28 protein-coding genes are annotated in these 26,355 nt (G+C 60.2%); 13 read left to right on the top strand and 15 right to left on the bottom strand.

Features of this window, described 5'->3' with window-relative positions; all coding sequences use genetic code 11:
* Window position 1: 1 nt before the first annotated feature.
* On the top strand, window positions 2-343 hold the full coding sequence (locus FHT86_RS12315; protein ID WP_133707001.1) for an ArsR/SmtB family transcription factor: 342 nt from the start codon (window positions 2-4) through the stop codon (window positions 341-343).
* A 28-nt stretch (window positions 344-371) separates the two neighbouring features.
* Window positions 372-842 carry an SRPBCC family protein gene (locus FHT86_RS12310; RefSeq protein WP_133707000.1) on the top strand — a complete coding sequence of 157 codons (471 nt, stop codon included), beginning with the start codon at window positions 372-374 and terminating at the stop codon, window positions 840-842.
* 38 nt (window positions 843-880) lie between these two features.
* On the opposite strand, the gene FHT86_RS12305 is transcribed toward FHT86_RS12310, so the two are convergent.
* On the bottom strand, window positions 881-2,131 hold the full coding sequence (locus FHT86_RS12305) for a class I SAM-dependent RNA methyltransferase (RefSeq protein ID WP_133706999.1): 1,251 nt from the start codon (window positions 2,129-2,131) through the stop codon (window positions 881-883).
* A complete protein-coding gene (locus FHT86_RS12300; RefSeq protein WP_133706998.1) occupies window positions 2,128-2,868 on the bottom strand; it encodes a TlyA family RNA methyltransferase in 741 nt (246 codons plus the stop codon). Before FHT86_RS12300 ends, FHT86_RS12305 begins: the two co-directional genes overlap by 4 nt.
* Window positions 2,869-2,994: 126 nt before the next feature.
* Here FHT86_RS12300 and FHT86_RS12295 point away from each other — a divergent pair, with 126 nt between their 5' ends.
* The 3 genes from FHT86_RS12295 (at window position 2,995) to FHT86_RS12285 (ending at window position 6,778) form a co-directional block, all read left to right on the top strand.
* Complete coding sequence (locus FHT86_RS12295; RefSeq protein WP_133706997.1) at window positions 2,995-4,002, top strand: DUF4424 domain-containing protein; 1,008 nt, start codon at window positions 2,995-2,997, stop codon at window positions 4,000-4,002.
* Window positions 4,003-4,169: 167 nt separating this feature from the next.
* A complete protein-coding gene (locus FHT86_RS12290) occupies window positions 4,170-4,556 on the top strand; it encodes a hypothetical protein (RefSeq protein ID WP_133706996.1) in 387 nt (128 codons plus the stop codon).
* 281 nt (window positions 4,557-4,837) lie between these two features.
* Window positions 4,838-6,778, top strand: a complete 1,941-nt coding sequence (locus tag FHT86_RS12285; RefSeq protein ID WP_133706995.1) for a methyl-accepting chemotaxis protein — start codon at window positions 4,838-4,840, stop codon at window positions 6,776-6,778.
* 168 nt (window positions 6,779-6,946) lie between these two features.
* Here the strand turns inward: FHT86_RS12285 and FHT86_RS12280 are convergent, their stop codons facing one another.
* Complete coding sequence (locus FHT86_RS12280; protein ID WP_133706994.1) at window positions 6,947-7,744, bottom strand: NAD(P)H-dependent oxidoreductase; 798 nt, start codon at window positions 7,742-7,744, stop codon at window positions 6,947-6,949.
* Window positions 7,745-7,839: 95 nt separating this feature from the next.
* On the opposite strand from FHT86_RS12280, the gene FHT86_RS12275 reads away from it, so the two are divergent.
* The gene (locus tag FHT86_RS12275; RefSeq protein WP_133706993.1) at window positions 7,840-8,772 is read left to right on the top strand and encodes a LysR family transcriptional regulator; all 933 of its coding nucleotides are present in this window, start codon (window positions 7,840-7,842) and stop codon (window positions 8,770-8,772) included.
* Window positions 8,773-8,933: 161 nt separating this feature from the next.
* On the opposite strand, the gene dxs is transcribed toward FHT86_RS12275, so the two are convergent.
* Both dxs and FHT86_RS12265 read right to left on the bottom strand, forming a co-directional pair.
* Complete coding sequence (gene dxs / locus FHT86_RS12270; protein ID WP_133706992.1) at window positions 8,934-10,850, bottom strand: 1-deoxy-D-xylulose-5-phosphate synthase; 1,917 nt, start codon at window positions 10,848-10,850, stop codon at window positions 8,934-8,936.
* Window positions 10,851-10,975: 125 nt separating this feature from the next.
* Window positions 10,976-11,899: a pirin family protein gene (locus FHT86_RS12265; protein ID WP_133706991.1), complete on the bottom strand. Its 924-nt coding sequence runs from the start codon at window positions 11,897-11,899 to the stop codon at window positions 10,976-10,978.
* A gap of 61 nt (window positions 11,900-11,960) precedes the next feature.
* On the opposite strand from FHT86_RS12265, the gene FHT86_RS12260 reads away from it, so the two are divergent.
* Both FHT86_RS12260 and FHT86_RS12255 read left to right on the top strand, forming a co-directional pair.
* A complete protein-coding gene (locus tag FHT86_RS12260; protein WP_133706990.1) occupies window positions 11,961-12,902 on the top strand; it encodes a hypothetical protein in 942 nt (313 codons plus the stop codon).
* Window positions 12,886-13,368, top strand: a complete 483-nt coding sequence (locus FHT86_RS12255) for a hypothetical protein (protein WP_133706989.1) — start codon at window positions 12,886-12,888, stop codon at window positions 13,366-13,368. Before FHT86_RS12260 ends, FHT86_RS12255 begins: the two co-directional genes overlap by 17 nt.
* 24 nt (window positions 13,369-13,392) lie before the next feature.
* Here the strand turns inward: FHT86_RS12255 and FHT86_RS12250 are convergent, their stop codons facing one another.
* On the bottom strand, window positions 13,393-13,644 hold the full coding sequence (locus FHT86_RS12250; RefSeq protein WP_133706988.1) for an exodeoxyribonuclease VII small subunit: 252 nt from the start codon (window positions 13,642-13,644) through the stop codon (window positions 13,393-13,395).
* Between the two features lie 2 nt (window positions 13,645-13,646).
* Window positions 13,647-14,588, bottom strand: a complete 942-nt coding sequence (locus tag FHT86_RS12245) for a histone deacetylase family protein (protein WP_133706987.1) — start codon at window positions 14,586-14,588, stop codon at window positions 13,647-13,649.
* A 169-nt stretch (window positions 14,589-14,757) separates the two neighbouring features.
* Between FHT86_RS12245 and FHT86_RS12240 the strand changes: the two genes are divergently transcribed.
* Entirely contained in the window at window positions 14,758-15,159 is a 402-nt protein-coding gene (locus tag FHT86_RS12240) for a thioesterase family protein (protein WP_166656786.1), read from the top strand.
* A 73-nt stretch (window positions 15,160-15,232) separates the two neighbouring features.
* On the opposite strand, the gene FHT86_RS12235 is transcribed toward FHT86_RS12240, so the two are convergent.
* From FHT86_RS12235 to FHT86_RS12225, 3 genes are read right to left on the bottom strand one after another with little or no spacing between them, the layout of a single operon-like run.
* Entirely contained in the window at window positions 15,233-15,796 is a 564-nt protein-coding gene (locus tag FHT86_RS12235; RefSeq protein WP_133706986.1) for a biotin transporter BioY, read from the bottom strand.
* Between the two features lie 28 nt (window positions 15,797-15,824).
* The gene (locus FHT86_RS12230; protein ID WP_133706985.1) at window positions 15,825-16,427 is read right to left on the bottom strand and encodes an energy-coupling factor transporter transmembrane protein EcfT; all 603 of its coding nucleotides are present in this window, start codon (window positions 16,425-16,427) and stop codon (window positions 15,825-15,827) included.
* Window positions 16,427-17,104 (bottom strand): energy-coupling factor ABC transporter ATP-binding protein, encoded by a 678-nt coding sequence (locus tag FHT86_RS12225; protein WP_133707140.1) that lies wholly within the window; start codon window positions 17,102-17,104, stop codon window positions 16,427-16,429. The genes FHT86_RS12230 and FHT86_RS12225 overlap by 1 nt, the downstream gene beginning before the upstream one ends.
* Window positions 17,105-17,212: 108 nt before the next feature.
* Here FHT86_RS12225 and FHT86_RS12220 point away from each other — a divergent pair, with 108 nt between their 5' ends.
* On the top strand, window positions 17,213-18,403 hold the full coding sequence (locus FHT86_RS12220; protein ID WP_133706984.1) for a winged helix-turn-helix domain-containing protein: 1,191 nt from the start codon (window positions 17,213-17,215) through the stop codon (window positions 18,401-18,403).
* 122 nt (window positions 18,404-18,525) lie between these two features.
* Window positions 18,526-19,605, top strand: a complete 1,080-nt coding sequence (locus FHT86_RS12215) for a dipeptidase (protein ID WP_133706983.1) — start codon at window positions 18,526-18,528, stop codon at window positions 19,603-19,605.
* A 102-nt stretch (window positions 19,606-19,707) separates the two neighbouring features.
* Here the strand turns inward: FHT86_RS12215 and ribB are convergent, their stop codons facing one another.
* Both ribB and aroC read right to left on the bottom strand, forming a co-directional pair.
* Window positions 19,708-20,811: a 3,4-dihydroxy-2-butanone-4-phosphate synthase gene (gene ribB, locus FHT86_RS12210; protein WP_133706982.1), complete on the bottom strand. Its 1,104-nt coding sequence runs from the start codon at window positions 20,809-20,811 to the stop codon at window positions 19,708-19,710.
* Between the two features lie 10 nt (window positions 20,812-20,821).
* Window positions 20,822-21,919 (bottom strand): chorismate synthase, encoded by a 1,098-nt coding sequence (gene aroC / locus FHT86_RS12205; RefSeq protein ID WP_133706981.1) that lies wholly within the window; start codon window positions 21,917-21,919, stop codon window positions 20,822-20,824.
* Window positions 21,920-22,232: 313 nt separating this feature from the next.
* Here aroC and FHT86_RS12200 point away from each other — a divergent pair, with 313 nt between their 5' ends.
* On the top strand, window positions 22,233-22,493 hold the full coding sequence (locus FHT86_RS12200; protein ID WP_133706980.1) for a DUF1344 domain-containing protein: 261 nt from the start codon (window positions 22,233-22,235) through the stop codon (window positions 22,491-22,493).
* A gap of 178 nt (window positions 22,494-22,671) precedes the next feature.
* Complete coding sequence (locus FHT86_RS12195; protein WP_133706979.1) at window positions 22,672-23,196, top strand: hypothetical protein; 525 nt, start codon at window positions 22,672-22,674, stop codon at window positions 23,194-23,196.
* Window positions 23,197-23,213: 17 nt separating this feature from the next.
* On the opposite strand, the gene FHT86_RS12190 is transcribed toward FHT86_RS12195, so the two are convergent.
* The 3 genes from FHT86_RS12190 to FHT86_RS12180 form a co-directional block, all read right to left on the bottom strand.
* Entirely contained in the window at window positions 23,214-23,810 is a 597-nt protein-coding gene (locus FHT86_RS12190) for a histidine phosphatase family protein (RefSeq protein WP_133706978.1), read from the bottom strand.
* Between the two features lie 19 nt (window positions 23,811-23,829).
* Window positions 23,830-24,648 (bottom strand): enoyl-ACP reductase FabI, encoded by an 819-nt coding sequence (gene fabI / locus FHT86_RS12185; protein WP_133706977.1) that lies wholly within the window; start codon window positions 24,646-24,648, stop codon window positions 23,830-23,832.
* A gap of 122 nt (window positions 24,649-24,770) precedes the next feature.
* Window positions 24,771-25,937: a DnaJ domain-containing protein gene (locus FHT86_RS12180; protein ID WP_133707139.1), complete on the bottom strand. Its 1,167-nt coding sequence runs from the start codon at window positions 25,935-25,937 to the stop codon at window positions 24,771-24,773.
* Window positions 25,938-26,355: the final 418 nt, after the last annotated feature.

The raw sequence follows: 26,355 nt of genomic DNA, 5'->3' as shown, positions 1-26,355 counted from the left end.
CATGCTTAACCAATCATCTGAACTTGATCTGATGTTCCAAGCGCTCGCTGATCCGGCGCGCCGCAGCATGGTGGATCGACTCTGTCACGGCCCTGCTTCGGTGAGTGAACTGGCCGAACCATTGGTCATGTCGCTGCCGTCGGTGATGCAGCACCTGCAGATGCTGGAGGCAAGCGGTCTCGTACGCTCGCAGAAGGTCGGGCGGGTCAGGACATGCCGCATTGAACCTGCGGCATTGCGTCTGGCCGAACGTTGGATCGGCGAGCGGCGTGCCTATTGGGAGGGCAGCCTCGATCGGTTGGGCGACTATCTCGACGCACATCCGGAGGAGCCGGAGGCATGAAATCAATCCGCAACTGAGGAGCAGGATTATGACCGACCGCAGCGCAACCCATGCAACTTTCTCGATTGAACGGATCTACGGCGCCTCGCCAAGGCGGGTCTTCGCCGCGTGGGCGGACCCGAAAGCGAGGGCACAATGGGAGGCGATCGGCGAAGGCTTCGAGACGAGCTACCAGGAAAGCGATTTCCGTGTCGGTGGCCGCGATGTCAGCCGCTTCCACTTCGATGACGGGTCGCAGTTCGTCGCCGAAGCCCGTTACGAGGATATCGTGCCTGAGGCACGCATCGTCTATGCCTATAGCATGGCCCACAACGGAACGCGGATCTCGGTTTCGCTAACCACCGTCGAAATGAAGCCGGTTGCCAAAGGTACGCGGCTTATCCTGACCGAACAAATGACAGTCCTCGATGACGGTGATAAGCCTGAATATCGCCAACGCGGCATCTCCAGCCAACTCGACCAACTAGGTCATTTCCTGGAACAACAGATGGTCAACTGATCGGGAACGTGATCCGGTTGTGGAGGGGTGGCAAGTCGTCACTTCTCCAGCGCGGCCACGACCTCGACATGCGATGTCCACAGGAATTGGTCGATCGGCGTCACCCTCGTGATCCGAAAGCCGCTTTCAACCAGCAGGGCGAGGTCGCGGGCAAGCGTCAGCGGGTTGCAGGAGACGGCGACGATCTTCTTGACAGCGGAGCGAGCCAATTCCTTGCTTTGGAACTCCGCGCCGGCGCGCGGCGGATCGAAGACGACGGCGTCGTAGGCTTTCAGCTCCTGGGCCATAAGCGGTCGGCGGAAAAGATCGCGGCGTTCGATGGTCACCGGTTTCAGCCCCTGCGTATTGCGCGCTGCATGATCGAGCGCTGCCAGCGCCTTCTCCTCGCTTTCGACCGCATGCACGCGGCCGATGCGCGCCAGGCGCAATGAGAAGGTGCCACTGCCGGCGAAGAGATCGGCGATGCGCTTCGCCTTGCCGATATGGGCGGCGACCAGTTCGGCCATGGCCTCTTCCGCCGGCTTCGTCGCCTGGGTGAAGGCGCCTGACGGTGGCGAGACCTGTATACCGCCGAAATCGATGATCGGCTTCATCGGCTCCACCAGGATTTCGCCGTTCAGTGAGACACGGGCTACGCCGCGCAGGGCGAGAATGGTTTCGATGGCGCCGCGACGCTGCTTATCGGAGAGCTTTTTGACGTCATCGACGGCGATGTCGAGGCCGGAGAGCGTCTCCAAAACGGAGATGCGAAATGCTTCCGCGCTGACCGCGAGGGCCGCGCCGACAGCCCTGATCGCCGGCAGCCGTGACATGATCCCGGCAGAGGCGATCGGACATTCCTCAATGGCGACGATATGGTGGCTTTCGGCCTGATTGAAGCCGATCAGCATATCCTTCTCGGTCTTCCGCGCAGCGAAGACGACGCGCCGGCGCTCGCCGGGATGTGCGGCGATGATGTCGTCCACCTCGGGCGTCAGCCCTTTGGAGCGCAGCGCATCGACCACGAGCTGGCGCTTGAAGGCGCGGTAGGGACCATCGGCATAGTGCTGGAGCGTGCAGCCGCCGCAGGCGCCGTTGACGCCGTCCGGGCCGAAATGCCGACAGTGCGGCTCCTGCCGGTCGGACGAGGCTGATGTGATCGACATCAATGTGCCCTGGCTCTTCACACGCGCGATAGCAACGGTTTCACCGGGCAGCGTGAAGGGCACATAGATCGGCCCGTCCACGCCCTGGGCAATGCCGTCGCCCTGGGCTCCGAGCTTCTGAATGGTGACGGTTTCGGTGCTCATGGCTTGATCCCTGCGAGAAGAAATTCCTGATTGCCATCGCCACCTGCGATTGGCGATGGGATGAGGCCGAGGCTCCGCCAGCCCATGTCCTCGATCAGCCAGCGTTCCAGTTCCGCCGCAACCGTCGGAGCGGAAGAGGGGTCCTTCAATAGGCCCGCCTTGCCGATCGCCTCGCGCCCGGCCTCGAATTGCGGCTTCACGAGCAACGCACAGTGCGAGCCTGGGTCTGCGAGCACAAGGGCCGGTGCCAGCGCCAGCTTCAGCGAGATAAAGGACACGTCGGAGACGATGAAGGTTGTGGGCTTGCCAACATCCTCAGCCGTCAGATTGCGTGCGTTAAGCCCCTCGATATTGGTCACGCGCGGATCGGCTGATATGCGCGGATGCATCTGTCCATGCCCGACATCGATGGCGGTGACATGCGCCGCACCCCGCTGTAGCAGCACTTCGGTGAAACCGCCAGTCGAAGCGCCGACATCGAGACACTGCTGTCCTTGGGGGTCGAGCTGGAAATGATCCAGCGCGGCCACAAGTTTCAGTGCGGCCCGCGAAACATAATCCTGAGCGGGATCGTCGATCGCGATCTCGGCATCTTCAGTAAACAAAGCCCCGGGCTTGCTCACCACTTTGCCGTAAACCGTCACGGTACCGCGCTGAATGGCGTCGCGTGCCCGCGAGCGGCTGGCGAAAAGTGAAAGGGAGACGAGAAGCTGATCAAGGCGTTGCGGTTCGGACATAGGCTGTCCATGCCGGGCAATGGTCGGCGTTGCAAGCGTTTTGTGCTGATGGTGTCGAATGTCGGCGTTGACGCTATGCGGTATCTCGCCATAATCGCCGCAAAACCGGTGGTAGAGGGGGCTCGAATGCACGGGATCTACGGCTATGCGACGGCTCTGGCGATGCTTGCCACGCCGGCCCTGGCAAATGACACCATGGCCGAACTCAAGACGGGTGGCCTAGCCTATGTCCGCACCGGCGATATCAGCATGGATGACGAAAAGCTCTTCATTTCCCCGACGGAGGTGCGGGTCGACTACATCTTCCAGAACACCGCGGACAAGGATGTCGAAAGCATGGTCGCCTTTCCGATGCCGGACATTCAGGGCGATATCGACAGCATGGTCGCGATCGGTGACGTCGATGCCGACAATTTCCTCGATTTCACCGTCGCGCAGGACGGCAAGCCGATCACTCCGACTTTGCAGCAGAGCGTCACCGTCGCCGGTATCGATATGACGGCGGAGTTGAAGGCGCACAACATTCCGCTGCTGCCGCTCAGCAAAGCGACGCTGGACGCGGTCGCGAAGCTGCCTCCTGACGTGCTCGAGGACTGGACAGCTCGCGGCCTCATCGCGGACGACGAATACGACAATGACGGGCAGGGCATGAAGCATCACCCGACGCCGATGTGGACCCTGCATACGACCTATTGGTGGCGCACCAGGTTTCCGGCCGGCGCAAATATCAGCGTCCAGCATCGCTATAAGCCGAGCGTCGGCGGGACCGTGGCCATCACGTTTGCCGGCGACGACGATTACAAGAAAGCGCAGCTTAAGAGCTATCAGACCAAATTCTGCGTCGACGACGCTTTCGTCAAAACCGCTGGCAAGCTATCCGCAGCCGCCGACAAGGGTGGCCGCGGCTATACCGAAAGCTGGATTTCCTATGTGCTCAGCACTGGCGCCAACTGGTCCGGTCCGATCAAGCATTTTCAGTTGACCGTCGATAAGGGCAGCCCGGACAACTATGTCAGCTTCTGTGGCATGGGCGTCAAGAAGATCGGCCCGACGACGTTTCAGACGACCGCGAAGGATTTTTATCCAGAACATGATCTGGATATTCTGATCCTCAACGCCGTGTCACAAAATTAGGTTCGGCGATGGTTGGTTGAGGCCCGCAGATGATGCAGCCAATCTAGCGGTCATCGACGCCTGGTCACGTGTCTTGATTGCTGCCAATCCAGACCATGTGAGCCCGTGGTGCTGTTCCGTGGAATGGAGATGACTGTTGTGCTAAAACTCCAGGGGGAGGGGCGTCAATGGATAGTGCATACGATGTCATTCATCTGACGGAGGACGCGGCGGGCGAAAGCCATTTTGGCGCGTTTGCATTGCCCTTGCATGAGACGGAGTTTGCGCCGCCTGCGCGCCCATTTCAGGTCTCCCCGATAATGCCGGCCAAAGCCTATGTCGCCATCCGCATACCGGCTGGATGGGCCGGTGAATTGCATCGCTCACCTTACCGGCAAATCTTGTTCTGCATGTCGGGTGCGTTGAAAGTTACGGCTAGCGACGGCGAGGTTCGCCTCATCCAGGCTGGATCGGTTTGGCAGATGGAAGATGTGAGCGGGCAGGGTCATTGGAGCGAGGTTCCAACCGAAGTACCGTTCGACGCTGTCATCATCGTGCTGGATACCGGGACCTGAGACTGGATCGCGAACGCTACTCGCACACTAGTACCAACGCGCCGTAGGCTTCGATATTGCCACGCTTATTGCACCGCACAAAATTAAATGATTTTAAAGTTGTAGCAGCTAGTTATGCCTACGATTGCGATTGTCCGCTTTGGAACGGTCGCCTGCCATGACGGCTCCGCATTTTCGCGCCCAATCATGCCTTTTCCTATGAATATTCAAGCATCCGGCCGCGCTCCTCCCAGCCGCTTCGTCGATGCTTGCCAGGACCAGCGCTCAGGAGGCGCTTGCCCATGTTTGCGAAGAACCTTTCTTTGAATGGCAAACTCGCCATCACTTTTGCAGCACTTATCGCTATTTTTGCCTGCGTTTCCGCATTCGTTTACGCCAAGGAAGAAGTCTCCGCACAGGCTGCCGCTGAGCAGGTTAAGTCGCAGCAGCTCGTCAATCTGATCGACGATTCCCTGCAAGCCATGCTGGAACAGGCCGTCAATCTGCGCGGCTTCTTGCTGCTGCGCAGCGACAGCACCTATGGCGACGTCGGGACCAATCGCGATCGCATGCTGAAGAGCATCGCAGCCGCCAAGGTGGTTGCTGCCGATGCGCCGGACATGCTTTCGGCAATCGACGGCATGCAGAAGGCAGCGGATCTCTATTTCCATCAGCTCGCCGAACCGCAGATGAAGGCACGCAGGGAAACGGAGATGCCGCTCGACCAGATCGTCAAGATCGGTCAGAACGAGACCAAGGGTCAGCTCGATGGCTTCCGAGAGGCCGCTGCCAAGATCAAGCAGGCTGCCCGTGCCAAGGCTGATGTCCTTGCCGCCACGCAGGACGAAGCAAACTGCGATCTTCGCATGACTTTGATCGCCGGCGGCATCATCGCCTCGCTGGCCGCAGCCGTGCTCGCCTGGCTGCTCGCGCGCACCATCGTTCGTCCGATTGTTGGCATGACTGCCGCCATGGATCGCCTCGCCGGCGGCGAACACGACATCGACGTGCCTGCCATCGGCCGCGGCGACGAAGTCGGCCGCATGGCCGATGCCGTCCTCGTCTTCAAGGACGCGGCGATCGAGAAGCTGCGTCTTGCCGGTGAGACCGAGCGCATGCGCGGCGATGCCGAGCGTCAACGTCAGATGAGCGACGAACAGAAGGCTCGCGAAGAGGGCGAAATCCGCTTCGCCATGGACGCGTTGGCCAGCGGGCTTTCCGCCCTTGCCTCCGGCGATATCGTCGCACGTCTCGACCGCGCCTTTGCGCCGCAGTTCGATAATGTTCGCGCCGACTTCAACAATGCCGTCGAAAAGCTGGAATCGGCCCTGCAGTCGGTCGGCCGCAACGCATCGGCCATCAATGCGGGCGCAGGTGAAATTCGCTCGGCCGCCGACGATCTTGCCCGCCGCACGGAGCAGCAGGCCGCCGCCGTCGAAGAGACCGCAGCAGCCCTCGAACAGGTGACGACAACGGTTCGCGATTCGGCCAAGCGTGCCGAAGATGTCGGCCATCTCGTCGAGCGCGCCCGCCTTGGCGCGGAAAAGTCCGGCGAAGTGGTGCGCAAGGCGGTCTTCGCCATGCAGCAGATCGAAAAGTCTTCGGGCGAGATCAGCAACATCATCAGCGTCATCGACGACATCGCCTTCCAGACCAACCTTCTCGCTCTGAATGCCGGCGTCGAAGCCGCCCGCGCCGGTGATGCCGGCAAGGGTTTCGCGGTCGTCGCCCAGGAAGTCCGCGAGCTGGCGCAGCGTTCCGCTAATGCCGCCAAGGAGATCAAGGCGCTGATCACCACCTCGAGCGATCAGGTCAATACCGGTGTGTCGCTGGTCGGCGAGACCGGCAAGGCGCTGGAACTGATCGTCTCCGAAGTGCAGGAGATCAATCGCCACGTCGGCGCTATCGTTATCGCCACCCGCGAACAGTCGACGGGCCTGCAGGAAATCAACACCGCCGTCAACAACATGGACCAGGGCACGCAGCAGAATGCGGCCATGGTCGAGGAACAGACGGCCGCCAGCCATGCGCTCGCCCGCGAGGCAGGTTCCCTCAACGACTTGCTGCGTCAATTCAAACTCAGCGATGCACCGCAGGCGGCTCCCGCGCGACCGGCAGCGGCAACAGTGCGCTCAAAACCGGCCGCCTCGCCGGCACGGGCGCTGGGCCGCACGATAGCCAAGGCTTTCGGCGGCAAGGCAACGGCTGCTGCCGTTGCTCAGGACGAATGGGAAGAGTTTTGATGCTTCTATAGCCCTCTCCTTACGGGGAGGGCTATTTGGCAGAGGAATGCTTTGAGGTAGGCACTGCTCCATCCGGCCCTTTTGATCTCAAGTCGGTGGAGCTTTTTGCCGGATCGATGCCAGGATCCGCGCGGCGTGAGCCGTCGCGCAGATCCTTGTCCGACGGACCTAGCCGTCTTTGCCTGCGCCGTTCAAGTGAAGCGCGAAGCCGGTTACACCCGGATCACCCAGCTCGGTGCGGAGCTGCATGCTGGGGATCAGATAGTCACCAGCATTCTGCTGTCGATAGGGGATGGGCGGGGTGGTCTCGATCGTCCGCATCCTCTCACGCAGGCGCTCTGCCGCCGATTGGAAGCCGGCCTCGTCGAAACGATCGACTCTGTAGACCACGAAGGGCGGAAGCACCTCGTAGCCCGGATAATAGAGGATGCCGTGATTGATCGGGAACAACAGATCGTCGATCGGTCCGTTGATTCCCCGGGCAGTATAGTGCTCCTCCCAGCCGCCGGCGGTCACGATCAACATTGCGCGTTTTCCAATGAGGGTCCCTTCACCGTAGCGGTCACCCCATCGCTTGTCGCTGTGCTCGCCGACCCCATAGGCAAAGCCATAGGCGAACACCCGGTCCACCCAACCCTTGAGGATCGCCGGCATGGTGAACCACCAGAGGGGAAACTGAAGAATCAGTGTATCGGCCCACAGCAGCTTTTCGATCTCGGCTTTGACATCCTCGGTGAGCGTATTGGCCTCGAATGCCTTTTTGGAAGCTGCGATCGGTATGAGCTGTGCATCCGGTGTCAGCCATGGAAAATCGGCACGATCGACCTCGGATTTCCAGCCGTCTGCGTAAAGGTCCGACACGCGCACCTCGTGGCCTTGAGCCTCGAGCTCACTGATGGCGACGTCGCGGAGGGCGCCGTTGAGCGAGCGCGGTTCGGGATGGGCGAAGACAAGCAGAACTTTCATGGGTCAGCGGTCCTAAGTTGGAAGGTCGACCTTTAAGCTAGATAATGCAGGGACAGTCCGCTACATGTAGGAAATGCATAAGATTATGCCGAATAATGGATAAGTTGGATGTCACCCTCGAGCGAATGCGTACCTTCGTCCGCGTTGCCGAGCGCGGGAGCCTGTCGGCGGTTGCGCGCGAGCTCGGAGTCGGTCAATCAACGGTAACGCGGCATCTGCGGGAGCTCGAGGAAGCCGTTGGTGTGCCTTTGCTCAGCAGGACCACCCGGCGTGTCACGATGACCGATGAGGGCAGCCGGTACTATGCCGACAGCATCCAGATCCTGCGCCTCGTCGAGCAGGCCGGCGATGAGGTGCGAGGCACGCGCGGTGCGCCAGCCGGCACGATCCGGATATCGTGCACGGCGGCTTTCGGGATCTTACACGTCAGCCGGCTGATCTTTGCGTTTCAGGATCGCTATCCCGACATCGGCGTCGATCTCAGCCTCACCGACGAGCGCATCGACCTCGTGCGGGAGGGTGTCGATATCGCACTTCGCCTGGGCCCTCTCACCGACAGCTCCATGAAGCTGCGGACTCTCGGCCAGTCCCGACGTCTGCTCGTCGCGGCACCGGATTATCTGGTAGAGCGCGGAAGACCGGCTGGTCCGCAGGATCTTTCCGGCCATGAGGGCATCCGCATGTCGAACGTTGCCGGCAGCGATATCCTAGGTCTGCAGGGGCCGGACGGCAGGCACCATGCCGTTCCGTTCGGCGGACGATTTCGGGTCGACCATGGCCTTGCCGCGCGCGAGGCTCTCGTCGCTGGGCGCGGTATCGCGCCCGCCCATCGATGGCTTGTCGATGATCTCCTGACGACGGGCCGGCTGGAGGTGATCCTGCCGGACTATTCGCTGCCGCCGACTCCGCTCAGCATGCTAATTGTCCCGGAGCGGGCGGGCATTGCGCGGGTCCGGCTACTGGTCGAATTTCTCGTCGGACAGATCGGCACCATCGCAGGGATCGAAAAGCCGCAATCGGAACGTTAGCCGCGCACAACCCAGGACATCCTTCAGCCGGTTCGGCATCCAGTGGTTTCTTCCACCATCGCCGCATTCTGTCGGGTGACGTGACCATTTGTCTGAGCGATCGTGGCCGGCCGTATCGGCTCGAAGCGTTCGTCCCTACTTCGGCTGTGCCAAACTGCGCCTCACCCAGCCGCCCCAACGATGCGGCTGCGGCCCAGTGCCTTGAACACAGTCTGCACGATGCCGGCCCGGTCGAGGCCGGCTTTGGCGTTCATGACTTCGGGCTTGGCCTGTTCCATCCAGATGTCGGGCATCACCAGCGTGCGGATCTTCAGGCCGTTGTCGAGCAGGCCTTCGGTGGCGAGGAACTGCATGACCTGGCTGCCGAAGCCGCCGACCGAGCCTTCTTCGATGGTGATCAGCACCTCGTGGTGGCTGGCAAGCTGGCGGATGAGGTCGTGGTCCAGTGGTTTGGCGAAGCGAGCATCGGCAACCGTTGTCGGTAGGCCGGCGGCATCGAGATCTTCGGCGGCGGCGAGGCTGTCGGCGAGACGCGTGCCGAAGGACAGCAGCGCCACCTTCGATCCCTGCTTGACGACACGGCCTTTGCCGATCTCAAGAATTTCGCCGCGTTCCGGCATCTCGATGCCGATGCCCTCGCCGCGCGGATAGCGGAAGGAGATCGGGCCAAGATCGTAGGCGGCGGCGGTGCGCACCATATGCTTCAGCTCCGCCTCGTCGGCGGCGGCCATGACCACGAAGCCGGGCAGGGTGGCGAGAAAGGTCGTGTCGAAGGAGCCAGCATGAGTCGGCCCGTCGGCGCCGACGAAACCGGCGCGGTCGATCGGGAAGCGCACCGGCAGACCCTGGATCGCGACATCATGCACCACCTGGTCGTAGGCGCGCTGCAGGAAGGTGGAATAGAGCGCAGCGAACGGCTTGAAGCCCTCGGCGGCCAGGCCGGCTGCAAAGGTGACGGCATGCTGTTCGGCGATACCGACGTCGAAACAGCGGGCAGGGAAAAATTCCTGAAGCTTGTCGAGGCCGGTGCCGTTCGGCATGGCGGCGGTGATGCCGACGATCTTGTCGTCCAGCATCGCTTCCTGCACGAGGGCATCGGCGAAGACGCTGGTGTAGCTCGGCGCGTTCGGCTTGACCTTTGCCTGTGCGCCGGTGATGACGTCGAACTTGTTGACGCCGTGATATTTGTCCGCTGCCGCTTCGGCAGGCGCATAGCCCTTGCCTTTTTGCGTCACGACATGGATCAGCACCGGGCCTTGTGCATGGTCCCGTACATTACGCAGGACCGGCAGCAGGTGGTCGAAGGAATGACCGTCAATCGGGCCGATATGGTAGAAACCCATCTCTTCGAACATGGTCCCGCCGGTGACATAGCCCCTGGCATGTTCGACGGCGCGGGTAATGGCACGGTCGACATTCTTGCCGAGATAGGCGGTCAGCTTTTTGCCGAAATCGCGGAAGCCCATATAGGTGCGGCCGGAGGCGAGGCGCGCAAGATAGGCGCTCATGGCCCCGGTCGGCGGAGCAATCGACATGTCGTTATCGTTGAGGATGACGATCAGCCGGGCGTCGAGGGCGCCGGCATTGTTCAGCGCCTCGTAGGCCATGCCGGCCGACATCGCGCCATCACCGATGACGGCAATGACGCGGCGGTCGGTCTTGTCGAGATCGGCTGCGACCGCCATGCCGAGGCCGGCGGAAATCGAGGTCGAGGAGTGCGCTGCGCCGAAGGGGTCGTATTCGCTTTCCGCCCGGCGGGTGAAACCGGAGAGCCCGTCCTCCTGTCGCAGCGTGCGGATACGGTCACGCCGCCCAGTCAGAATCTTGTGCGGATAACACTGGTGCCCGACATCGAAGATCAGCCGGTCGTTCGGCGTGTTGAAGACGTTATGGATGGCGATGGTGAGTTCGACGACACCGAGGCCGGCGCCGAGATGTCCGCCCGTGCGCGATACCGCATCGATCATCTCGTCGCGAACTTCGCGGGCGAGTTGCGGCAAATCCCGGTCCTCCAGCTTTCGCAGGTCGGAGGGATAGTGGACCTGGTCCAGCAGGGGCGTCTCTGGCATGTGTGTCAAGGCTGAAGCCTCTTTCTTGCTATTCTTGGGCGGCGGCCCGCCTTTATCTCAAAACAGATTGCGGCAAAAGACGCCGAATTCAAGGAGTGCCTGAACAAGAAACATTTGGCATTGTTATGAACTCGTTAGCTTTCCGGCAAAGGAATAAACTCTTCCTCGTCTCCCGGCACGATATCGAAACGGCCTGTGCGCCATTCTTCCTTGGCCTTTTCGATACGCTCCTTGGAAGACGACACGAAATTCCACCAGATATAGCGCTTCGAATTGAGCGCCGCACCACCAAAAAGCATAAGATGACAGCCTTTTTCAGCCGTCTCCATGGTAATGGCATCACCAGGGCGAAAGACAAGGAGCTGATCCTGCTCGAAACGATCGCCGGCAACGACAAGCGAGCCGGAGAGAATATAGACCGCACGCTCCTCATGCTCGGCACCGAACGGAAATTTCGTGCCGGGCTGAAGCTGAAGATCGACATAGAGCGTGTCGGAGAAGACGTTGACCGGCGAGGTCACGCCCTCGAAGCTGCCGATGACCACGCGGCCCGTCGCACCGCCGTCATTGATCAGCGGCAGGTCGCTCTTTTCAGTATGGGTAAAGGCCGGATCGATTTCTTCCTTGTTGTCCGGAAGCGCCAGCCAGGTCTGAAGGCCGGACATCGCCAGCGGATGGCCGCGCAGATTGTCCGGCGTGCGCTCAGAATGCACGATGCCGCGCCCAGCCGTCATCAGGTTGATGTCGCCGGGGCGAATGACCTTTTCCGTTCCGAGGCTGTCCTTGTGGCGGATTTCACCGTCGAAAAGATAGGTGACGGTCGACAGGCCGATATGCGGATGCGGCCGGACATCCAGCGCTTCACCGGGCCGCAGCACCGCCGGACCCATGCGGTCGAAAAAGATGAACGGACCGACCAGCCGCCGCCGGCTGCTCGGAAGCGCGCGGCGCACGGAAAAGCCGCCGAGATCGGTGGTGCGCGGAATGATGAGATTCTCGATTGCATCGCAGGCGAAGGTATCGCCGGGAAGCGGGTCTTTGCCGGGGAAAAAGGACATGGCGGATCTCCGATCGATTTGACGTCAGCTTATCTGCAAAGAGGGGCATGCGATAGCGAGGTTGCTATTCTCGGCTTTAAAAGCAGCCGAACCGGCCGCTCTGCAGGTGTCACATTTATGTTTTATTAGGCTTGAAAGTATCAGCCGATTGACGAAAATACAATTTATAGGAGAGTTGCTGCATTCGATTAATCTTCAAGAATGTGAATATACGATGTGGGTGTCCGAACATAAGACTTTTGGAATGGCTGCCGCCTTTCTTGCAGCCAGCACGCTTTCCAGTTGCGTGAATATGGAGTCGACCGAGCTGAACGGCGATGCCAAGACCGCTGCCGTCGCTTCCGTGGCGATGGTGAAGCAGAAGGGTGCCGCGATCGTTGTACGCGTCAAGATCAATAATGCCTATTGCGGCAGCGGTGTCGTTACCCTCAATAAGGTGATCGACGGCAGAATCTCGGAGAGCCGCGTCGACATCGGTCAGGTGACGCATATGACCGGATCCAACAAACTCGGCGATATTTCTTCCAATCTCCTGAAGCTTAATTTCTCGGCGCTCCCCAAGTCTCAGTCCAATGACATGCGGACCTCCTATGAGCCGATTGAACCGGGCGCCTATGTCGTAACCCAGGTCGTGTGCGACAATCCGGGGCTGAACACCATAACGCTCGGTCCCAAGCCTCCGTCATTGTTTGAAAAGCCGGTCAAGATAGGTCCCATGCCTCTTCTCGGCGACAGTTACATCCGCATCGGCAGCGGCCAGATCGTAGATGCCGGCCTTCTGAATATCGACGCCCTTGAGGTGGGTGGCGGTCGGGTAGGGGGCGTAGGCCGGCTGATTGCGTCGGAGGCGCCAACGGCCTTTAGGGAATCCGTCAGGCAGCATTTGCCCGAGCTTTATCCTCGCCTCACTTATACCAAATTCTCTTCCAACTTGGATCTGATGCTTTCCAGCCTTAACCTCAACATGCCCTCAGCGAAAGAAAAGCATGCAAAAGCTCAATAGTCTCCGTTCATTAGGATTGGCGGCACTGGTCCTGTCCATCGTCGTTCCCCAATCCGCATCGGCCGCGTCCGTCGACGCCGTCAAGGTGACGGAGACTGCGATCGCAGCTTTCAGGGATGTCTGCCTGAAGACGGGGCCATCCTTCGAAAAAGGTATAGTGGCGGCAAAGCGTTACGGGGCCAAGAAGATGGACATCTCGGATGGTACGGGCTGGATCGGTACTACGGCGGATGAGTCGCTTTCCATTCAGATCAAGCCGAACAAGGAATGCGCCACGACGAGCAAGAACAAGTCGGACCCGTCTCTGCAGAAGCAGTTTACCAAGGTGGTGACCGACGTCACGGACAGCGCCCCTGCGGAAGCGAACGGTCTAGCCTTCTTCGGCACCATTCATGGGCATCGATATCTTTTCCTGCATGACAGGAAAGGCGGCGAGGCCTATGTCATGGAAAACCCTGCGAAATAATCCCGACCCAGCGACGGGGCTTCCTCAAGCCCCGTCCAGCGGCTCCACGCCCTGCGGCTTGCCCGAGCGATCGAGCCTGATCTTTTCGATGCGGTTTTCGGCGGCCGAAAGCAGCGCTTCGCAATGTTTCTTCAGCGCTTCGCCGCGTTCGTAGATGGCGATGGATTCGTCGAGTGCCACGTCGCCGCGTTCCAGCCGCGCGACGATGCTTTCAAGCTCCGCCACGGCTTTTTCGAAGGAATAGCCCGACACATCCACTTTGGCGCTTTCGCTCATCATCAACCCTTCATCATGCGCAGAATATGCAGGCCTGCCGATTCGGCGAGACCTTCCAGATCATAACCGCCTTCGAGCAGGCTGACGACCCGGTTCTTGGCGCTGCGGTCGGCGGCTTCCAGGATACGCCCGGTCGCCCAGTCGAAATCCTCACCGGTAAGGTTGAGTTGCGCTAGGGGATCGCGATGATGGGCGTCGAAGCCGGCAGAGATGATAATGAGGTCGGGGCGGAAATCATCCAGCGCCGGCAGGACGCGCGATTTGAAAGCCTCACGGAAGTGGTCGCCGCCGGTATTGGGCGAAAGCGGCGCGTTGACGATGGTATCATGCGGTCCGCGCTCGTCCTTCTTGCCGGTGCCAGGGTAAAGCGGCATTTGATGGGTGGAGCAGAAGAGCACCGACGGGTCATCCCAGAAGATGTCCTGCGTGCCGTTGCCGTGATGCACGTCCCAATCGACAATGGCTACGCGCTCGGCTCCATGGACCTTCTGGGCATGGCGAGCGGCGATCGCCGCATTGTTGAAAAAGCAGAAGCCCATGGCTTTGCTCTTCTCGGCATGGTGGCCGGGCGGTCGGGCCGCGACGAAGACGTTGTCGGCCGCACCCGAGAACACGTCGTCGACCGCCGCCATTGCGGCGCCGACGCCGTGCAGCACCGCCTGCAGCGTCTTCGGGCTGGCATAGGTATCGGCCTCGAGCTGGTTGATTTCGCCCTCGTCGCCGCTGTCGGGGATCGAGCGCAGGACGAAGGTCAGATGTTCTTCCGGATGGGCGAGCAGAACGGCGTCCTCATTGGCGAGCGGCGCCTTGCGCCGGTCCAACCGCTCGAAGTTCGGATGCTCCAGCGCAATGTTCAGCGACCGCAGCCGGTCCGGCCTCTCCGGATGGCCCGGCGGGGTAAGGTGTTCCAGGAAGATAGGGTGCTCGTAAAGACGTGTGCTCATGAAACCAAATTTATAGACGAGATATGACGTCTGCTACAGGGACATGGGCAGTATCACCATAATGTCAACAATCCATCTTAACCACGTTGAGCTACCGCCCGTTTACTTCTTGAGGCGCGATGTTAAGCTTTCATTAAGGTGCGAACCGCGCCGGCCAAGGTTTTGCGTGATGATGAGTGTAGAACGATCCGATGTCATCGAGATGCGGGTACCGCCTCGCGATGTCGACAGGCATGGACAGATGTTCATCGCCTCCTACATCTCCCAGGCGGAAACGGCATTGTCGAAATTCTGGCGTGCCCGGCCGCTCGTCAGCGACGAGCCGGCCTATATCGCCACCAAGGCCTCCTGCTCGCTGCACCGGGCTTTGCGCTATGACGATCTCGCCCGCTTTTCGGTCAGCGTCAATAAGATCGGCGGCAAGTCCATCGGCTTTATGGTCATGGTCGAAACCGGCAATGAGCTGGCGGCGGAGGTGGAAATCCTTTGGCTCGCCGTGCGCGGCGAGGAACACGATCCCGTGCCGCTGCCCGAAGACACACGCGATTGGCTCTATAAATATTTGGACTGACTTTTCAGTTGAGCGTAATCCCGAAAACCGTTTCACACTTTCCGCTGAGCGGCCCTTCGGTTCGGGATGATGCTCAGCTCCGCTGCGGCAGCAGGGGGTAGCCAACCATGACGGCGCGGCCGACGAGGGCGGCGACAACAGCCTTGACGAGATCGCCGGGAACGAAGGCCATCGACCCCAGGAACGCTTTGGTGAAGCCGATATTGGCGGCAATTGCGAGCCAGGCGATGCCGAAGGCGTAGAGAACCACGACGCCGCCGACCACGGAAGCGATGAAGAAGCCGATGCCCTGGGCAAGGCCCGTCTGCTCGGCCTTCACCAACCGCTCGGAGAGATAGCCGGTAACGTAGGCGGCGAAGATCCAGCCTATGAAAAAGCCGGCCGTCGGGCCGACGAAGACTGCAAGCCCGCCGCGGCCGCCCGACAGCACCGGCAGGCCGATCGCCACCAGCACGACGACGATCAGCACCGCGATCGCGCCGCGTTTCGCGCCGAGCACCACGCCCGCAAGCATGACGCCGAGCGATTGCGCCGTGATCGGCACCGGGATGAGGCCGATCGAGATCGGCGGCAGCAAGCCTAGCGCCACGATGATGGCGGCAAAAAGCGCAGAGAGGACGAGGTCGCGGGTCGTCATGACGGCTCCATTCGAAAACAGTGTCTTTTCAATGCCGCCGAATGCCGCGGGCGTCAATCGCAGCCGCGATATTATCGGCATCGCGCAGCGTCAGGATGATCAGCGGCACCAGGGCTGTTGTGATGCGGATTTTGATCCCGCGAGCCTCATGCGCCTCTCGGATGGCGCGGTAACGGTCGAGAATTTCCGGGACGAAGCGCACGACGAGGCCGACCGCAAGACCGATATCGGCAGCCCTCAGGAGGCCGACCTTTTCCAATGGCGTGGCGAGCGCCGTGATCTCGTCGATGAAAGCGGCGATCGACGTCGTTGCCGTCACGACGGCCGCGAAAAGCACGAGCGCGGTCAGCCGCAGCACGGTGACGATTGCGACATGGATCGGGTTGAAGATCAGGCTGAACAGCGCCACGACGATAATGGTGAGAACGACTGGCCGTAGCCGCTTCAATGCTTCGCCTACCGGTAACCCGGTGTTGAAATAGAGGAGGGCGCCGATGGCGACGGCAAGACAGAGCAGCGCGAGGTTGTCCGTCAGGAACAATAGGATGCCGAGAGCCGCTAGCGTGCCAAGCTTGAGACGCGGCCCTATCCGGTGCATCCAGGTACTGGCGTCGACGTGCAGCGTCTGCATCAGGCAGCCAACTCCCTGTAGCGGGCGATGGCCTCGGGAGGTGGCGCGTCGGCGATTAAGCGACCTTGATCGAACAGCAACACGCGGTCGAAATCCTCGATAAGCGGCAGGTCATGGCTGATGACGATGACGTTTTCCGGCAGGCCGGCGATAGTCTCTTGCACCAGCGCCCTGTTCCTGAGGTCGAGCTGATTGGTCGGTTCATCAAGGATGAGGATGTCTGGCCCGGTGACCAGCACGGAGCAGAGAGCAGCCATCTGCAGTTCGCCGCCGGAAAGCTCATGCGCTCGCCGTTCCGCCAGGTGGCGGACGCTGAACCGGTCGAGAATGCCGTCCACCGCCGCCTCGATCTCGGCTCTGCCGAGACCGCGGGCCTTGAGGCCGAAGGCGATGTCGTCGCGAATGATCGGCAGGATGATCTGGTTCTGTGGCGACTGGAAGATATAGCCGACCTTGCCGAGCACGGATTTGGCATTGGTGACAGTGTCGAGCCCGTTGACGGTGACCCGGCCGGTCGTCGGCTTGGCAAGCCCGTTGATCAGCCGCGCAAATGTCGTCTTGCCGGAACCGTTGAGCCCGATCACGCCGATGCGCCGCTCATTCAGCATCAGGCTGAGCGGCGAAAGCGCAAGCCGAGGGCCGAAGTTCACGCCGGCATTGTCGAAGCGGATATCCAAGCTGCTGGTCCTGTTCCATAGCGATATCGCGGTGCTATAGCCCATCATGACGAATTATCAAATCAACGCCCGTTTGAAAGCATGGGAATTAATGCCTATGATCGGAGCATGACGAATCTGCTTTCAAACCGCGACGCCCGCCGTGTCTTCCTCGCCAAGCAAGGGCTTTCCAATCCGCCGAACCGCGCCTTGACCAAGGCCGGGCTGCTACAATTGATCCACGATATCGGCTTCGTACAGGTCGACAGCATCTCGACCGTCGAGCGGGCGCATCACCAGATCCTGTTTTCGCGCAACCAGACCTATCGGCGCGAACATCTGACCGAGCTGCTCGAAAAGGACGGGGCGCTGTTTGAAAACTGGACGCATGACGCCTCCATCCTGCCAAGCGCCTTCTTCGTTTATTGGAAACACCGATTCCGCCGCGAGGAGCTGGCAATCGTCGAGCGCTGGCGCAAATGGCGCGGCGAGGGGTTCGAAGCCGCCTTCGAGGAGACCTACGAGCGCGTGTTGAAAAACGGCGCCATCACGGCCCGTGAGATCAAGGCGGACGATCACGTCTCCGGTGGCTGGTGGAACTGGCATCCGAACAAGACCGCGCTCGAATATTTCTGGCGCACCGGCAAATTTGCCATCGCCGGACGCACCAATTTCCAGAAGGTCTACGATCTCGTCGAGCGCGTATTGCCGGAAAATGTCCACACGCCCGAAGTCGATCACGACGAATTCGTCGATTGGGCCTGCCGCAGCGCTTTGCAACGCCTGGGTTTCGCCACATCAGGCGAGATCGCCGCCTTCTGGGATTTGGTAACGCCGCAGGAGGCCAAAACCTGGGTTGAGACGCACCGCGCCGAACTGACGGAAATGCTGATTGGGCCTGCAGGTGGCGGCAAGCCACGCCCTTCCTTCGCCTTCACCGATTTCCCGGCCACGCTCGACAGCTTCCCCGAAGCTCCCGCGCGGATACGCGTCCTCAGTCCTTTCGATCCGACGTTGCGCGACCGCAACCGCACCGAACGCCTGTTCGGCTTCTTCTACCGCATCGAGGTCTTCGTGCCGGAGCCGAAGCGCGAATACGGCTATTACGTCTTCCCGCTTTTGGAAGGAGATCGGCTGATCGGCCGGATCGACATGAAAGCCGACCGCAAGGCGGGCACGCTTGACGTCAAACGCTTGTGGCTGGAGCCGGGTGTCCGGGCATCCGCCGGGCGATTGGAGAAGTTGGAGGCTGAGCTCGAGCGGATCGCGCGATTTGCCGGAGTGGAGAAGGTGGTATTCCTGGAAGGGTGGCGGGGTTGAACTGCCTGCCCCTTTATCACTGGTTTCTCGCCTAACAGTCGCCTTGTCAGGTGATTGGCAAATCAAACGCGTTTGCCGAGATGAGTGCATAAATAGATATAAACCCTGAGGATCGAAGTCGCATGGACAATGTTTGTGTATTCGATGGGCATAATGATTCGGTTCTGTTCATGGTGGACTATGAACCTACCGGCCGAGACTTTTTGGCTCGATCGGAGGAGGGTCATCTCGATCTCCCACGGGCGCTCGAAGGACACTTGGCTGGTGGGTTGTTTGCAATGTCCACCCACCCGGAACGCGAGCCGGAAGATGATCTTACTATCACAAGCAACGGATACGAAGTCCGTTATGCCGATGCTCTGGAGCCGGCGCATGCGCGGAGACAAATTGACGGACAGCTTTCTGCGATAAAGGGCTTAATCAAACGTTCGAACGGTCGAATACGTCTGGCAACGAGCGTAAAGGACATCAAAGCAGCTCAGATCGAGGCCGCCTTCGCCCTAGTGCTTCACATGGAAGGGGCTGAGGCCATCGAGCCTGATCTCGAATATCTGGATACTCTGTATGATGCAGGCCTTCGATCTTTGGGCATAGTTTGGAGCCGTCCCAATATATTCGGTTATGGCGTTCCGTTCGCTTATCCGAGGTCGCCCGATACGGGGCCGGGGCTTACGGATTTAGGGAAAAACCTTGTAAAAAGGTGCAACGATCTTGGAATCATGATCGATGTCTCTCATCTGAATGAGCGTGGATTCTGGGACGTTGCGGCATTGAGCACTGCTCCCCTCGTTGCCACGCATGCTTGCGCCCATGCCGTATGTCCATCGACGCGAAACCTGACCGATCGACAACTGGACGCCATTCGCGACACTGACGGAGTCATCGGGCTGAACTTGGCCGTTAATGACATTCGGCCGGACGGGCACCTTGACGACGATACTTCGCTTGACGTCGTGGTTCGTCATATCGAATATCTGGTCAGCCGTATGGGAGCGGATAAGGTCGCCCTCGGGTCTGATTTCGATGGCGCAGTCATGCCCCGCCAGATCAAGGATGCAAGCGGTTTGCCGCGTCTCATCGAAGCCATGCGCAAGGGCGGATTTGATGAGCTGGCCTTACGGAAATTCGCTTTTGACAACTGGCTTCGCGTGTTTGGCCTTACCTGGGCAGACGGCCGTATTGCCGTGTCGCGACAATCCTGAGCCTCGCGAAATATTGGCGGCGCTTAGGCGCAACGAATAGAAGCGCAGGGAATCGCCTGCGCCGCCATCGCGATCCTTCGGACACCTCTCAAGAGAGGGGGGTCAGCAGATCTCCGTCTTGGTGATCTTGATGCCGAACCCTTCCAGGCCGACATAGTGCCGCTCGCGGCTGGTGAGCAGTTTGATCGAGCTGACGCCGAGATCTTTCAGGATCTGTGCGCCGAGGCCGATTTCCAACCATTCATTGTCGCGGGCCTGGGCTTCCGCATGGGTCTCGTGACCGGTCTGGCGGGATTTGCGGCCGTTGTCGAAATGGCCGACGCCGACGGAACCTTCGCGCAGATAGACGATGATGCCGCGCCCTTCATCGGCGATCTTCTTCATGTAGAAATCGACCGGCCGGCGCTTGCCGAACAGGTCTTCGGCGACGCTTTCCGGATGCAGACGCACCGGAATGTCGATGCCGTCGCGGATGTCACCGAAGACGACGGCGAGGTGCTGCATCGGGTCCCACGGCAGCGAATAAGTGTGCGCGCGCGCCTTGCCGAACGATGTTTCGATATCGAAGCTGGCGCCGAGTTCGATCAGCGTTTCCTTGCGCTGACGATAAGCGATGAGGTCGGCGACCGAGACGAGCTTCAGCCCGTGCTGTTCGGCGAAATCCACCACCTGTTGCCCGCGCGTTACCGTACCGTCGTCATTGACGAGTTCGCAGATGACGCCAACCGGCGGCAGGCCTGCGAGCTTGCAGAGGTCGACGGCGGCCTCCGTATGGCCCGAGCGCATCAGCACGCCGCCCTCGCGGGCGACCAGCGGGAAGATATGGCCGGGGCGAACGAAGTCGGCCGGACCGACATTCGGATTGGCGAGATTGCGCACCGTCAGCGTGCGGTCGTCGGCGGAAATGCCCGTGGTCGTTCCATGCTTGAAGTCGACCGAGACGGTAAATGCGGTGGTGTGTGCCGAATCGTTTTCTGCCACCATGGCGTTGAGGTTCAGGCGCTTGGCCTCCTCGCGCGGCATTGGCGTGCAGACGATACCCGACGTATGGCGAACGATGAAGGCCATCTTGTCGGGCGTGCAATGGACCGCGGCGACGATCAGGTCGCCTTCGTTTTCACGGTCGTTATCGTCCATGACGACTACGATCTCGCCGGCCTCGAAGGCTCGGAGGGCTTCCACGACACGCTTCTGGTCATAGGGCATGAAAAAGTCCTTATTTCAGCCGGCCTGTCTGGCCGCGGTCTCTGAGGTAGTGGTCGGCAACGGCGCATGCAACCATCGCCTCGCCGATCGGCACGGCGCGAATGCCGACGCAGGGGTCATGGCGGCCCTTGGTGCGGATATCGACATTATTGCCGTCGGCGTCGATCGATCGCCGTTCGGTCAGGATCGACGAGGTTGGCTTGATGGCGAAGCGGGCGATGACGGGCTCGCCGGTGGAAATGCCGCCCAGGATGCCGCCAGCATGATTGGACAGGAAAATGCGGTTGCCGTCATTGCCCATGCGCATTTCGTCGGCATTTTCTTCGCCGGTCATCTCGGCGGCGGCGAATCCATTACCGATCTCGACGCCCTTGACGGCGTTGATCGACATCAGCAGCGAGGCAATATCCTGGTCGAGCTTGCCATAGATCGGAGCGCCAAGGCCTGCCGGCACGCCTTCGGCCACGACCTCCACCACGGCGCCGATCGAGGAGCCAGCCTTGCGGATGCCGTCGAGATAGTCCTCCCAGACCGGTACGATTTCCGGATCCGGCGAGAAGAACGGGTTCTGGTCGACCTGCGACCAATCCCAATTGGCACGATTGATCTTGTGCTTGCCGATCTGCACCAGCGCGCCGCGCACGGTGACGCCGGGCATGACGAGACGGGCAATGCCGCCGGCGGCGACGCGCGCTGCGGTCTCGCGGGCAGACGAGCGACCACCGCCACGATAGTCGCGGATGCCGTATTTGACGTCATAGGTATAGTCGGCATGGCCCGGGCGGTAGCGACGTGCGATTTCGCCATAATCTTTGGAACGCTGGTCGGTGTTTTCGATCAGCATCGAGATCGGCGTCCCCGTCGAAATCATCGTCTCGCCGTCTTCGTCCAGCATCACCCCGGACAGTACCTTGACGAGATCGTCTTCACGGCGCTGCGTGACGAAACGCGACTGGCCGGGCTTGCGCTTGTCGAGCCAGACCTGGATGTCCTCAAGCTTGAAACGAAGCCCGGGAGGGCAGCCATCGACGACGCAGCCGAGTGCCGGCCCATGGCTTTCGCCCCAGGTGGTGACGCGGAAGAGATGACCGAATGTATTGTGCGACATGGAAAACGACCGGATTGCTGCGGCCCGGCGGCGGGCCGCGCCTTTATCTCTTGGAATTGCGGCACACTCATAGGCCAAAAAGCCGCCGAGGCAAATCTTTCTTTCCGCGGTGGCCGCGCAGGCACCGGCAGCGCCGAAATCCGCCAGGGGCCTGACATGGTAAACGAAGATTAACCCATGCTGTGGATTGTGAAAATACATTCATCAATTGGGCGGCGAACGCCATTGTTGCGGGCAACTTCCGCCATATTCAAAGCGTTATCTCTACCCAATCAAAATTTAGCACCGAAAATGAAGTTAAAGGGTACTGCCGATGCGCTTCTTTGTTGCGACGCTCCTGGCCACGGCAAGTCTTCTTGCCCCCGTCGCCGGCTTTGCCGAAAGCGCCGATGTGGAGGCCACCATCAAGAAGGTCGATGAGAAGAATTTCAGCATCACGCTGGATGACGGCAAGAATTATCAGGCGCCCGAGGATTTCGATTTCAGCGGTCTGAAGGCCGGCGTCAAGGTCGTCGTCTTCTATACCGAGGTCGACGGCAAGCGCGTCATCAACGATCTCGATATCGTCAACTGATTTTGGATCGTGGGTTTGCCCACCGCCGAACATTTTCAGGAGTTGCGGGGGCTCCAATTCGTCATATGGCACGGCACAAATAACCTGTGCCCATTTAGTTGTAGGCTGGCGCCGATCGAGACAGCATCGCGGTTAGAGTCTATTTTCGTCCTCGCAAAATGTCCAGGGAGACGACTTGATGGGACGGGACGTGAGACGGGTTCCGGCGAACTGGGAGCATCCCCGATATACAATAGAGGATGCACCGGATGAGCCTTGGGTTGGCTCCGTGCGGTGTCTACTAGCGGACTATCCAGAGGCAGTTGCAAGATGGGACGAGCGCGCCGAAAAGTGGCCGCTTGTCAAAGACTTTCGAAATGGCGGTTGGAAACCTTACGAGGGCGAGAAACAATCTTTCGTCGACTATGCTGGGCCGCGCCCCGATCCAAAAAACTATATGCCGGTTTGGCCGACCGACGAATGCACGCATCTGATGATGTATGAGACGACGACGGAGGGATCGCCGATTTCCCCTTCCTTCGCAACACCTGAGGAGTTGGCGCGCTGGCTTACTGACAATGAGGCTTCGGCCTTCGGCAACCAGTTAGCGGACTACGAATTCTGGCTGCGTGTGGCAGGAGGCGCGACATCGGTTGCGATGGTAACCAACGGAAAGCTTACATCACACGCCATCACCACAGCTAATATCGACAATCCCAAATAGGTGCGAGCCAAAAGAGCCTATTCCAGCCAGCCGATGATTTTCTGCTGCGGATCGATCTTCAAGATACGATCCTGCGGAATGTCCGCTTCGGCGGCATCTTCCTTCGAGACATCACCGACAAGCCGGAACAGCGAGCGGATGACGCCGCCATGGGTGACGCAGACGGTCGGCCGATCGACCGAAGTCAGCCAGGAGCCGACACGCCAGGAGAGGATTTCATAGCTCTCCGCATCCTCGCCAGGCGGGATGAAATCCCATTTGCCGGCATTCCGCTCGGCGAGGCGTTCGGCCTCGGTCGCCTTCAATTCCTTGATGGTAAAGCCTTCCCAAGCGCCGAAGGAGACTTCGACCAGCCGCTCGTCGGTGCGGTAATCCTTGGGTGGCAGGCCCATGGCTTCCCGCGCGATCTCCATGGTCTCGCGGGTACGTCTCAGCGGGCTCGCGACAAAGTCGAAAGGCTGGTTTTCGAAAGCAAGGATTTCGCCGAGCTCGACGCCGTTCTGCCGCGCTTGCGCGCGGCCGATGGCGTTGAGATCGATATCTTTCTGTCCCTGCAGCCGGCGTTCAGCATTCCAGTCCGTCTGACCGTGGCGTATCACATAGAGAGGCGGCACGGTTCAGGCTTTCTGTTGATCAATCCTTGACGACGGCGATGTCAGGCGCATCCACGGCCTTCATGCCGATGGCGTGATAACCCGAATCAACATGGTGCACTTCACCGGTGACGGCGGTGGAAAGATCGGAGAGGAGATAAAGCGCCGAATTGCCGACCTCATCGATCGAGACCGTGCGCTTCAGCGGCGCGTTATATTCATTCCACTTCAAGATATAGCGGAAGTCGCCGATGCCGGCGGCAGCGAGCGTCTTGATCGGGCCGGCCGAAATTGCGTTGACGCGAATGCCGCGGCCGCCGAGGTCAACGGCGAGGTAGCGTACGCTGGCTTCCAGAGCCGCTTTGGCAACGCCCATGACGTTGTAGTTCGGCATGACCTTTTCGGCGCCGTAGTAGGTGAGCGTGATGATTGAGCCGCCATCATTCATGATGCGCTCGGCGCGCTGGGCAACAGCGAGCAGTGAATAGACGGAGATGTCCATCGTGCGCGCAAAATTATCGCGGCTGGTATCGACATAGCGGCCGGTCAGTTCGTCCTTGTCGGAGAAGGCAATGGCATGCACGACGAAGTCGATCTTGCCCCATTTGGCTTCCAGTGTGTCGATAACGGCGTCGATCGTCGCGGGTTCCGTGACGTCGCAATGGCCCGCCATGAAGGCGCCGAGTTCCTGGGCGAGCGGCTCGACGCGCTTCTTCAAAGCGTCGCCCTGCCACGTCAATGCAACGTCGGCACCGGCTTCTGAACAGGCCTTGGCAATACCCCACGCTATGGAACGGTTGTTTGCAACGCCGAGGATGACGCCGCGCTTGCCTGCCATGAGGCCAGTGGCTTGAGCCATATTCTGCTCCCTTGAACTTTCGATTGATCCTGCCTATGGCATAGCCCGATCCCCTGTTCAAGCATCGGAAAGATCATCAACTGTTAGGGATCGTAACAAAGGGTGCGGTTGTCACTGAAATTTCACAGAAAAAAGCCCTCGCGCATGCTGCGCATCAAATCAGTAACTTTATCATCAGGTTTTTCCCACAGCATCAGGCGCAATTCCACCACGAGATCGCCTTTTCCGCCATGTCCATCCGGTAATCCCTGGCCGGAGATTCGGATAGCTTGATCCGAACCGGACCAGGCGGGGACTGTAAGCTTGACCGGACCGTTCAATCCCTCGACCGTTGTCTCATAACCGAGCACCGCATTTTCGATAGTCACGGGAAGCGTCATGCGGACGTCGAAGCCGTCAAGGGTGAAGCGGCTGTCGGCGGAAAGGTGGACGGTAATTGCGACGTCGCCGCGCTGCATGCCCTGCAATTTCAGTCCCTGGCCCTTCAGATGCACGACCTGGCCGTTGCTGATATCCGTCGTCGCCTGGAAGCGCGCCTCCCGTCCGTCGGAAAGCGGCACGGTGATCCAATGTCCCTTCAGCATGTCTTCAAGGGTGACGGTCGCCTCGGCGGCGATTTCCGGCGTCTTCTCCGGCCCTTTATCTTGAGTGCTGCCGCCTGTAATGCGGCGCACGAGCGAGCCGAGAATGCCGAAGCGCGAGCGGAAGACGCTAGAGCCGGTCCCGGTTGCGAGCTGTTCCTCGTCCGCTAACATCTCTTCGGTCTCGCCGCTGATCGGCTCGCGCGGCTTTTCCGCCTCTGCAGCGTCGGTAACGGCTTCCGCCTGGTTTGGTGCAGCGCGTGCAGCCTTGGCGCCGAAAATGCGCTCGACCATATCCTCGGGTGACTCCGTCGCACCGGCGGCCTGCGGATTGGCGGCTGCGGCTGCCTTCTGCGCCTTCTGAGCGTTGGCGCGGGCAAGCTCTTCCAGTATCTTTTCGGCATTGGCGCGTGCAGCCTTGGCACGTTCAGCGGCTTCGCGGGCCGCCTGGCGCTGCTGCATGATGGTCTGCTCTTTGCTTTGGCCTTTCGCTTCGGCCATGCGCGCCACCTGGTCGTAGCGGCTGCGTTTCTGCGGGTCCTTCAGCGTTTCATAGGCACGGCCGATTTCGGCAAAGCGTTCCGTTGCCGTTGGATCGCCGATATTGTGGTCGGGATGCACGGCCTTGGCGAGGTTGCGCCACGCCGCCTTGATTTCGTCCGCCCCAGCATCCCTCTTTACGCCAAGCACCTTGTAAGGATCGCGCATCATTGTAACCACCGTTTTGTTGGGTGTGCCCGGCCTCGTTGTGGCACCCCAAAAGAAAGAAAAGATATGGATCGCGCCACATCCCTCGCTCCCCGGAAGCAAGAAAGGTTGACGCGCATATGGTGTGATCCTGCGGGAGCAGTTGCTAATCAGTTGTTACGCCACGCTGGCGGCGGCGGTCGGATCTGCCGTGATGGTTAGCCGTTCGCTAAGCTTTGATGCGAGATGTTGCCTAGATGCTCTAGATTCAAAAGACTAGAGCGACCTTTGCGCGCTCAAATGAACGCGCGGCGCTCTGGGCGCCATGTCCGGCCTTTGGCTGAGGGCGCGGTTTCCGCGCAGGATTCACCTTGACAATAAGTATAGACAAATCGTTTCATGATGAGATGAGCATAGCGACAAGCGGAAGGGCTAGGGC

The sequence above is a fragment of the Rhizobium sp. BK313 genome (genome assembly GCF_014193655.1).
Taxonomy (GTDB): Bacteria; Pseudomonadota; Alphaproteobacteria; order Rhizobiales; family Rhizobiaceae; genus Rhizobium.
The sequence above is the reverse complement of the archived record's forward strand: the minus strand, read 5'-3'. Positions and strand labels throughout refer to the sequence as shown.

What these genes read in the sequence shown, in the direction of transcription:
- FHT86_RS12315 (WP_133707001.1), top strand. Translation starts at nt 2, where the DNA reads ATGCTTAACCAATCATCTGAACTTGATCTGATGTTCCAAGCGCTCGCT.
- FHT86_RS12310 (WP_133707000.1), top strand. Translation starts at nt 372, where the DNA reads ATGACCGACCGCAGCGCAACCCATGCAACTTTCTCGATTGAACGGATC.
- FHT86_RS12305 (WP_133706999.1), bottom strand. Translation starts at nt 2,131, where the DNA reads ATGAGCACCGAAACCGTCACCATTCAGAAGCTCGGAGCCCAGGGCGAC.
- FHT86_RS12300 (WP_133706998.1), bottom strand. Translation starts at nt 2,868, where the DNA reads ATGTCCGAACCGCAACGCCTTGATCAGCTTCTCGTCTCCCTTTCACTT.
- FHT86_RS12295 (WP_133706997.1), top strand. Translation starts at nt 2,995, where the DNA reads ATGCACGGGATCTACGGCTATGCGACGGCTCTGGCGATGCTTGCCACG.
- FHT86_RS12290 (WP_133706996.1), top strand. Translation starts at nt 4,170, where the DNA reads ATGGATAGTGCATACGATGTCATTCATCTGACGGAGGACGCGGCGGGC.
- FHT86_RS12285 (WP_133706995.1), top strand. Translation starts at nt 4,838, where the DNA reads ATGTTTGCGAAGAACCTTTCTTTGAATGGCAAACTCGCCATCACTTTT.
- FHT86_RS12280 (WP_133706994.1), bottom strand. Translation starts at nt 7,744, where the DNA reads ATGAAAGTTCTGCTTGTCTTCGCCCATCCCGAACCGCGCTCGCTCAAC.
- FHT86_RS12275 (WP_133706993.1), top strand. Translation starts at nt 7,840, where the DNA reads ATGGATAAGTTGGATGTCACCCTCGAGCGAATGCGTACCTTCGTCCGC.
- FHT86_RS12265 (WP_133706991.1), bottom strand. Translation starts at nt 11,899, where the DNA reads ATGTCCTTTTTCCCCGGCAAAGACCCGCTTCCCGGCGATACCTTCGCC.
- FHT86_RS12255 (WP_133706989.1), top strand. Translation starts at nt 12,886, where the DNA reads ATGCAAAAGCTCAATAGTCTCCGTTCATTAGGATTGGCGGCACTGGTC.
- FHT86_RS12250 (WP_133706988.1), bottom strand. Translation starts at nt 13,644, where the DNA reads ATGAGCGAAAGCGCCAAAGTGGATGTGTCGGGCTATTCCTTCGAAAAA.
- FHT86_RS12245 (WP_133706987.1), bottom strand. Translation starts at nt 14,588, where the DNA reads ATGAGCACACGTCTTTACGAGCACCCTATCTTCCTGGAACACCTTACC.
- FHT86_RS12240 (WP_166656786.1), top strand. Translation starts at nt 14,758, where the DNA reads ATGATGAGTGTAGAACGATCCGATGTCATCGAGATGCGGGTACCGCCT.
- FHT86_RS12235 (WP_133706986.1), bottom strand. Translation starts at nt 15,796, where the DNA reads ATGACGACCCGCGACCTCGTCCTCTCTGCGCTTTTTGCCGCCATCATC.
- FHT86_RS12230 (WP_133706985.1), bottom strand. Translation starts at nt 16,427, where the DNA reads ATGCAGACGCTGCACGTCGACGCCAGTACCTGGATGCACCGGATAGGG.
- FHT86_RS12220 (WP_133706984.1), top strand. Translation starts at nt 17,213, where the DNA reads ATGACGAATCTGCTTTCAAACCGCGACGCCCGCCGTGTCTTCCTCGCC.
- FHT86_RS12215 (WP_133706983.1), top strand. Translation starts at nt 18,526, where the DNA reads ATGGACAATGTTTGTGTATTCGATGGGCATAATGATTCGGTTCTGTTC.
- ribB (WP_133706982.1), bottom strand. Translation starts at nt 20,811, where the DNA reads ATGCCCTATGACCAGAAGCGTGTCGTGGAAGCCCTCCGAGCCTTCGAG.
- aroC (WP_133706981.1), bottom strand. Translation starts at nt 21,919, where the DNA reads ATGTCGCACAATACATTCGGTCATCTCTTCCGCGTCACCACCTGGGGC.
- FHT86_RS12200 (WP_133706980.1), top strand. Translation starts at nt 22,233, where the DNA reads ATGCGCTTCTTTGTTGCGACGCTCCTGGCCACGGCAAGTCTTCTTGCC.
- FHT86_RS12195 (WP_133706979.1), top strand. Translation starts at nt 22,672, where the DNA reads ATGGGACGGGACGTGAGACGGGTTCCGGCGAACTGGGAGCATCCCCGA.
- fabI (WP_133706977.1), bottom strand. Translation starts at nt 24,648, where the DNA reads ATGGCTCAAGCCACTGGCCTCATGGCAGGCAAGCGCGGCGTCATCCTC.
- FHT86_RS12180 (WP_133707139.1), bottom strand. Translation starts at nt 25,937, where the DNA reads ATGCGCGATCCTTACAAGGTGCTTGGCGTAAAGAGGGATGCTGGGGCG.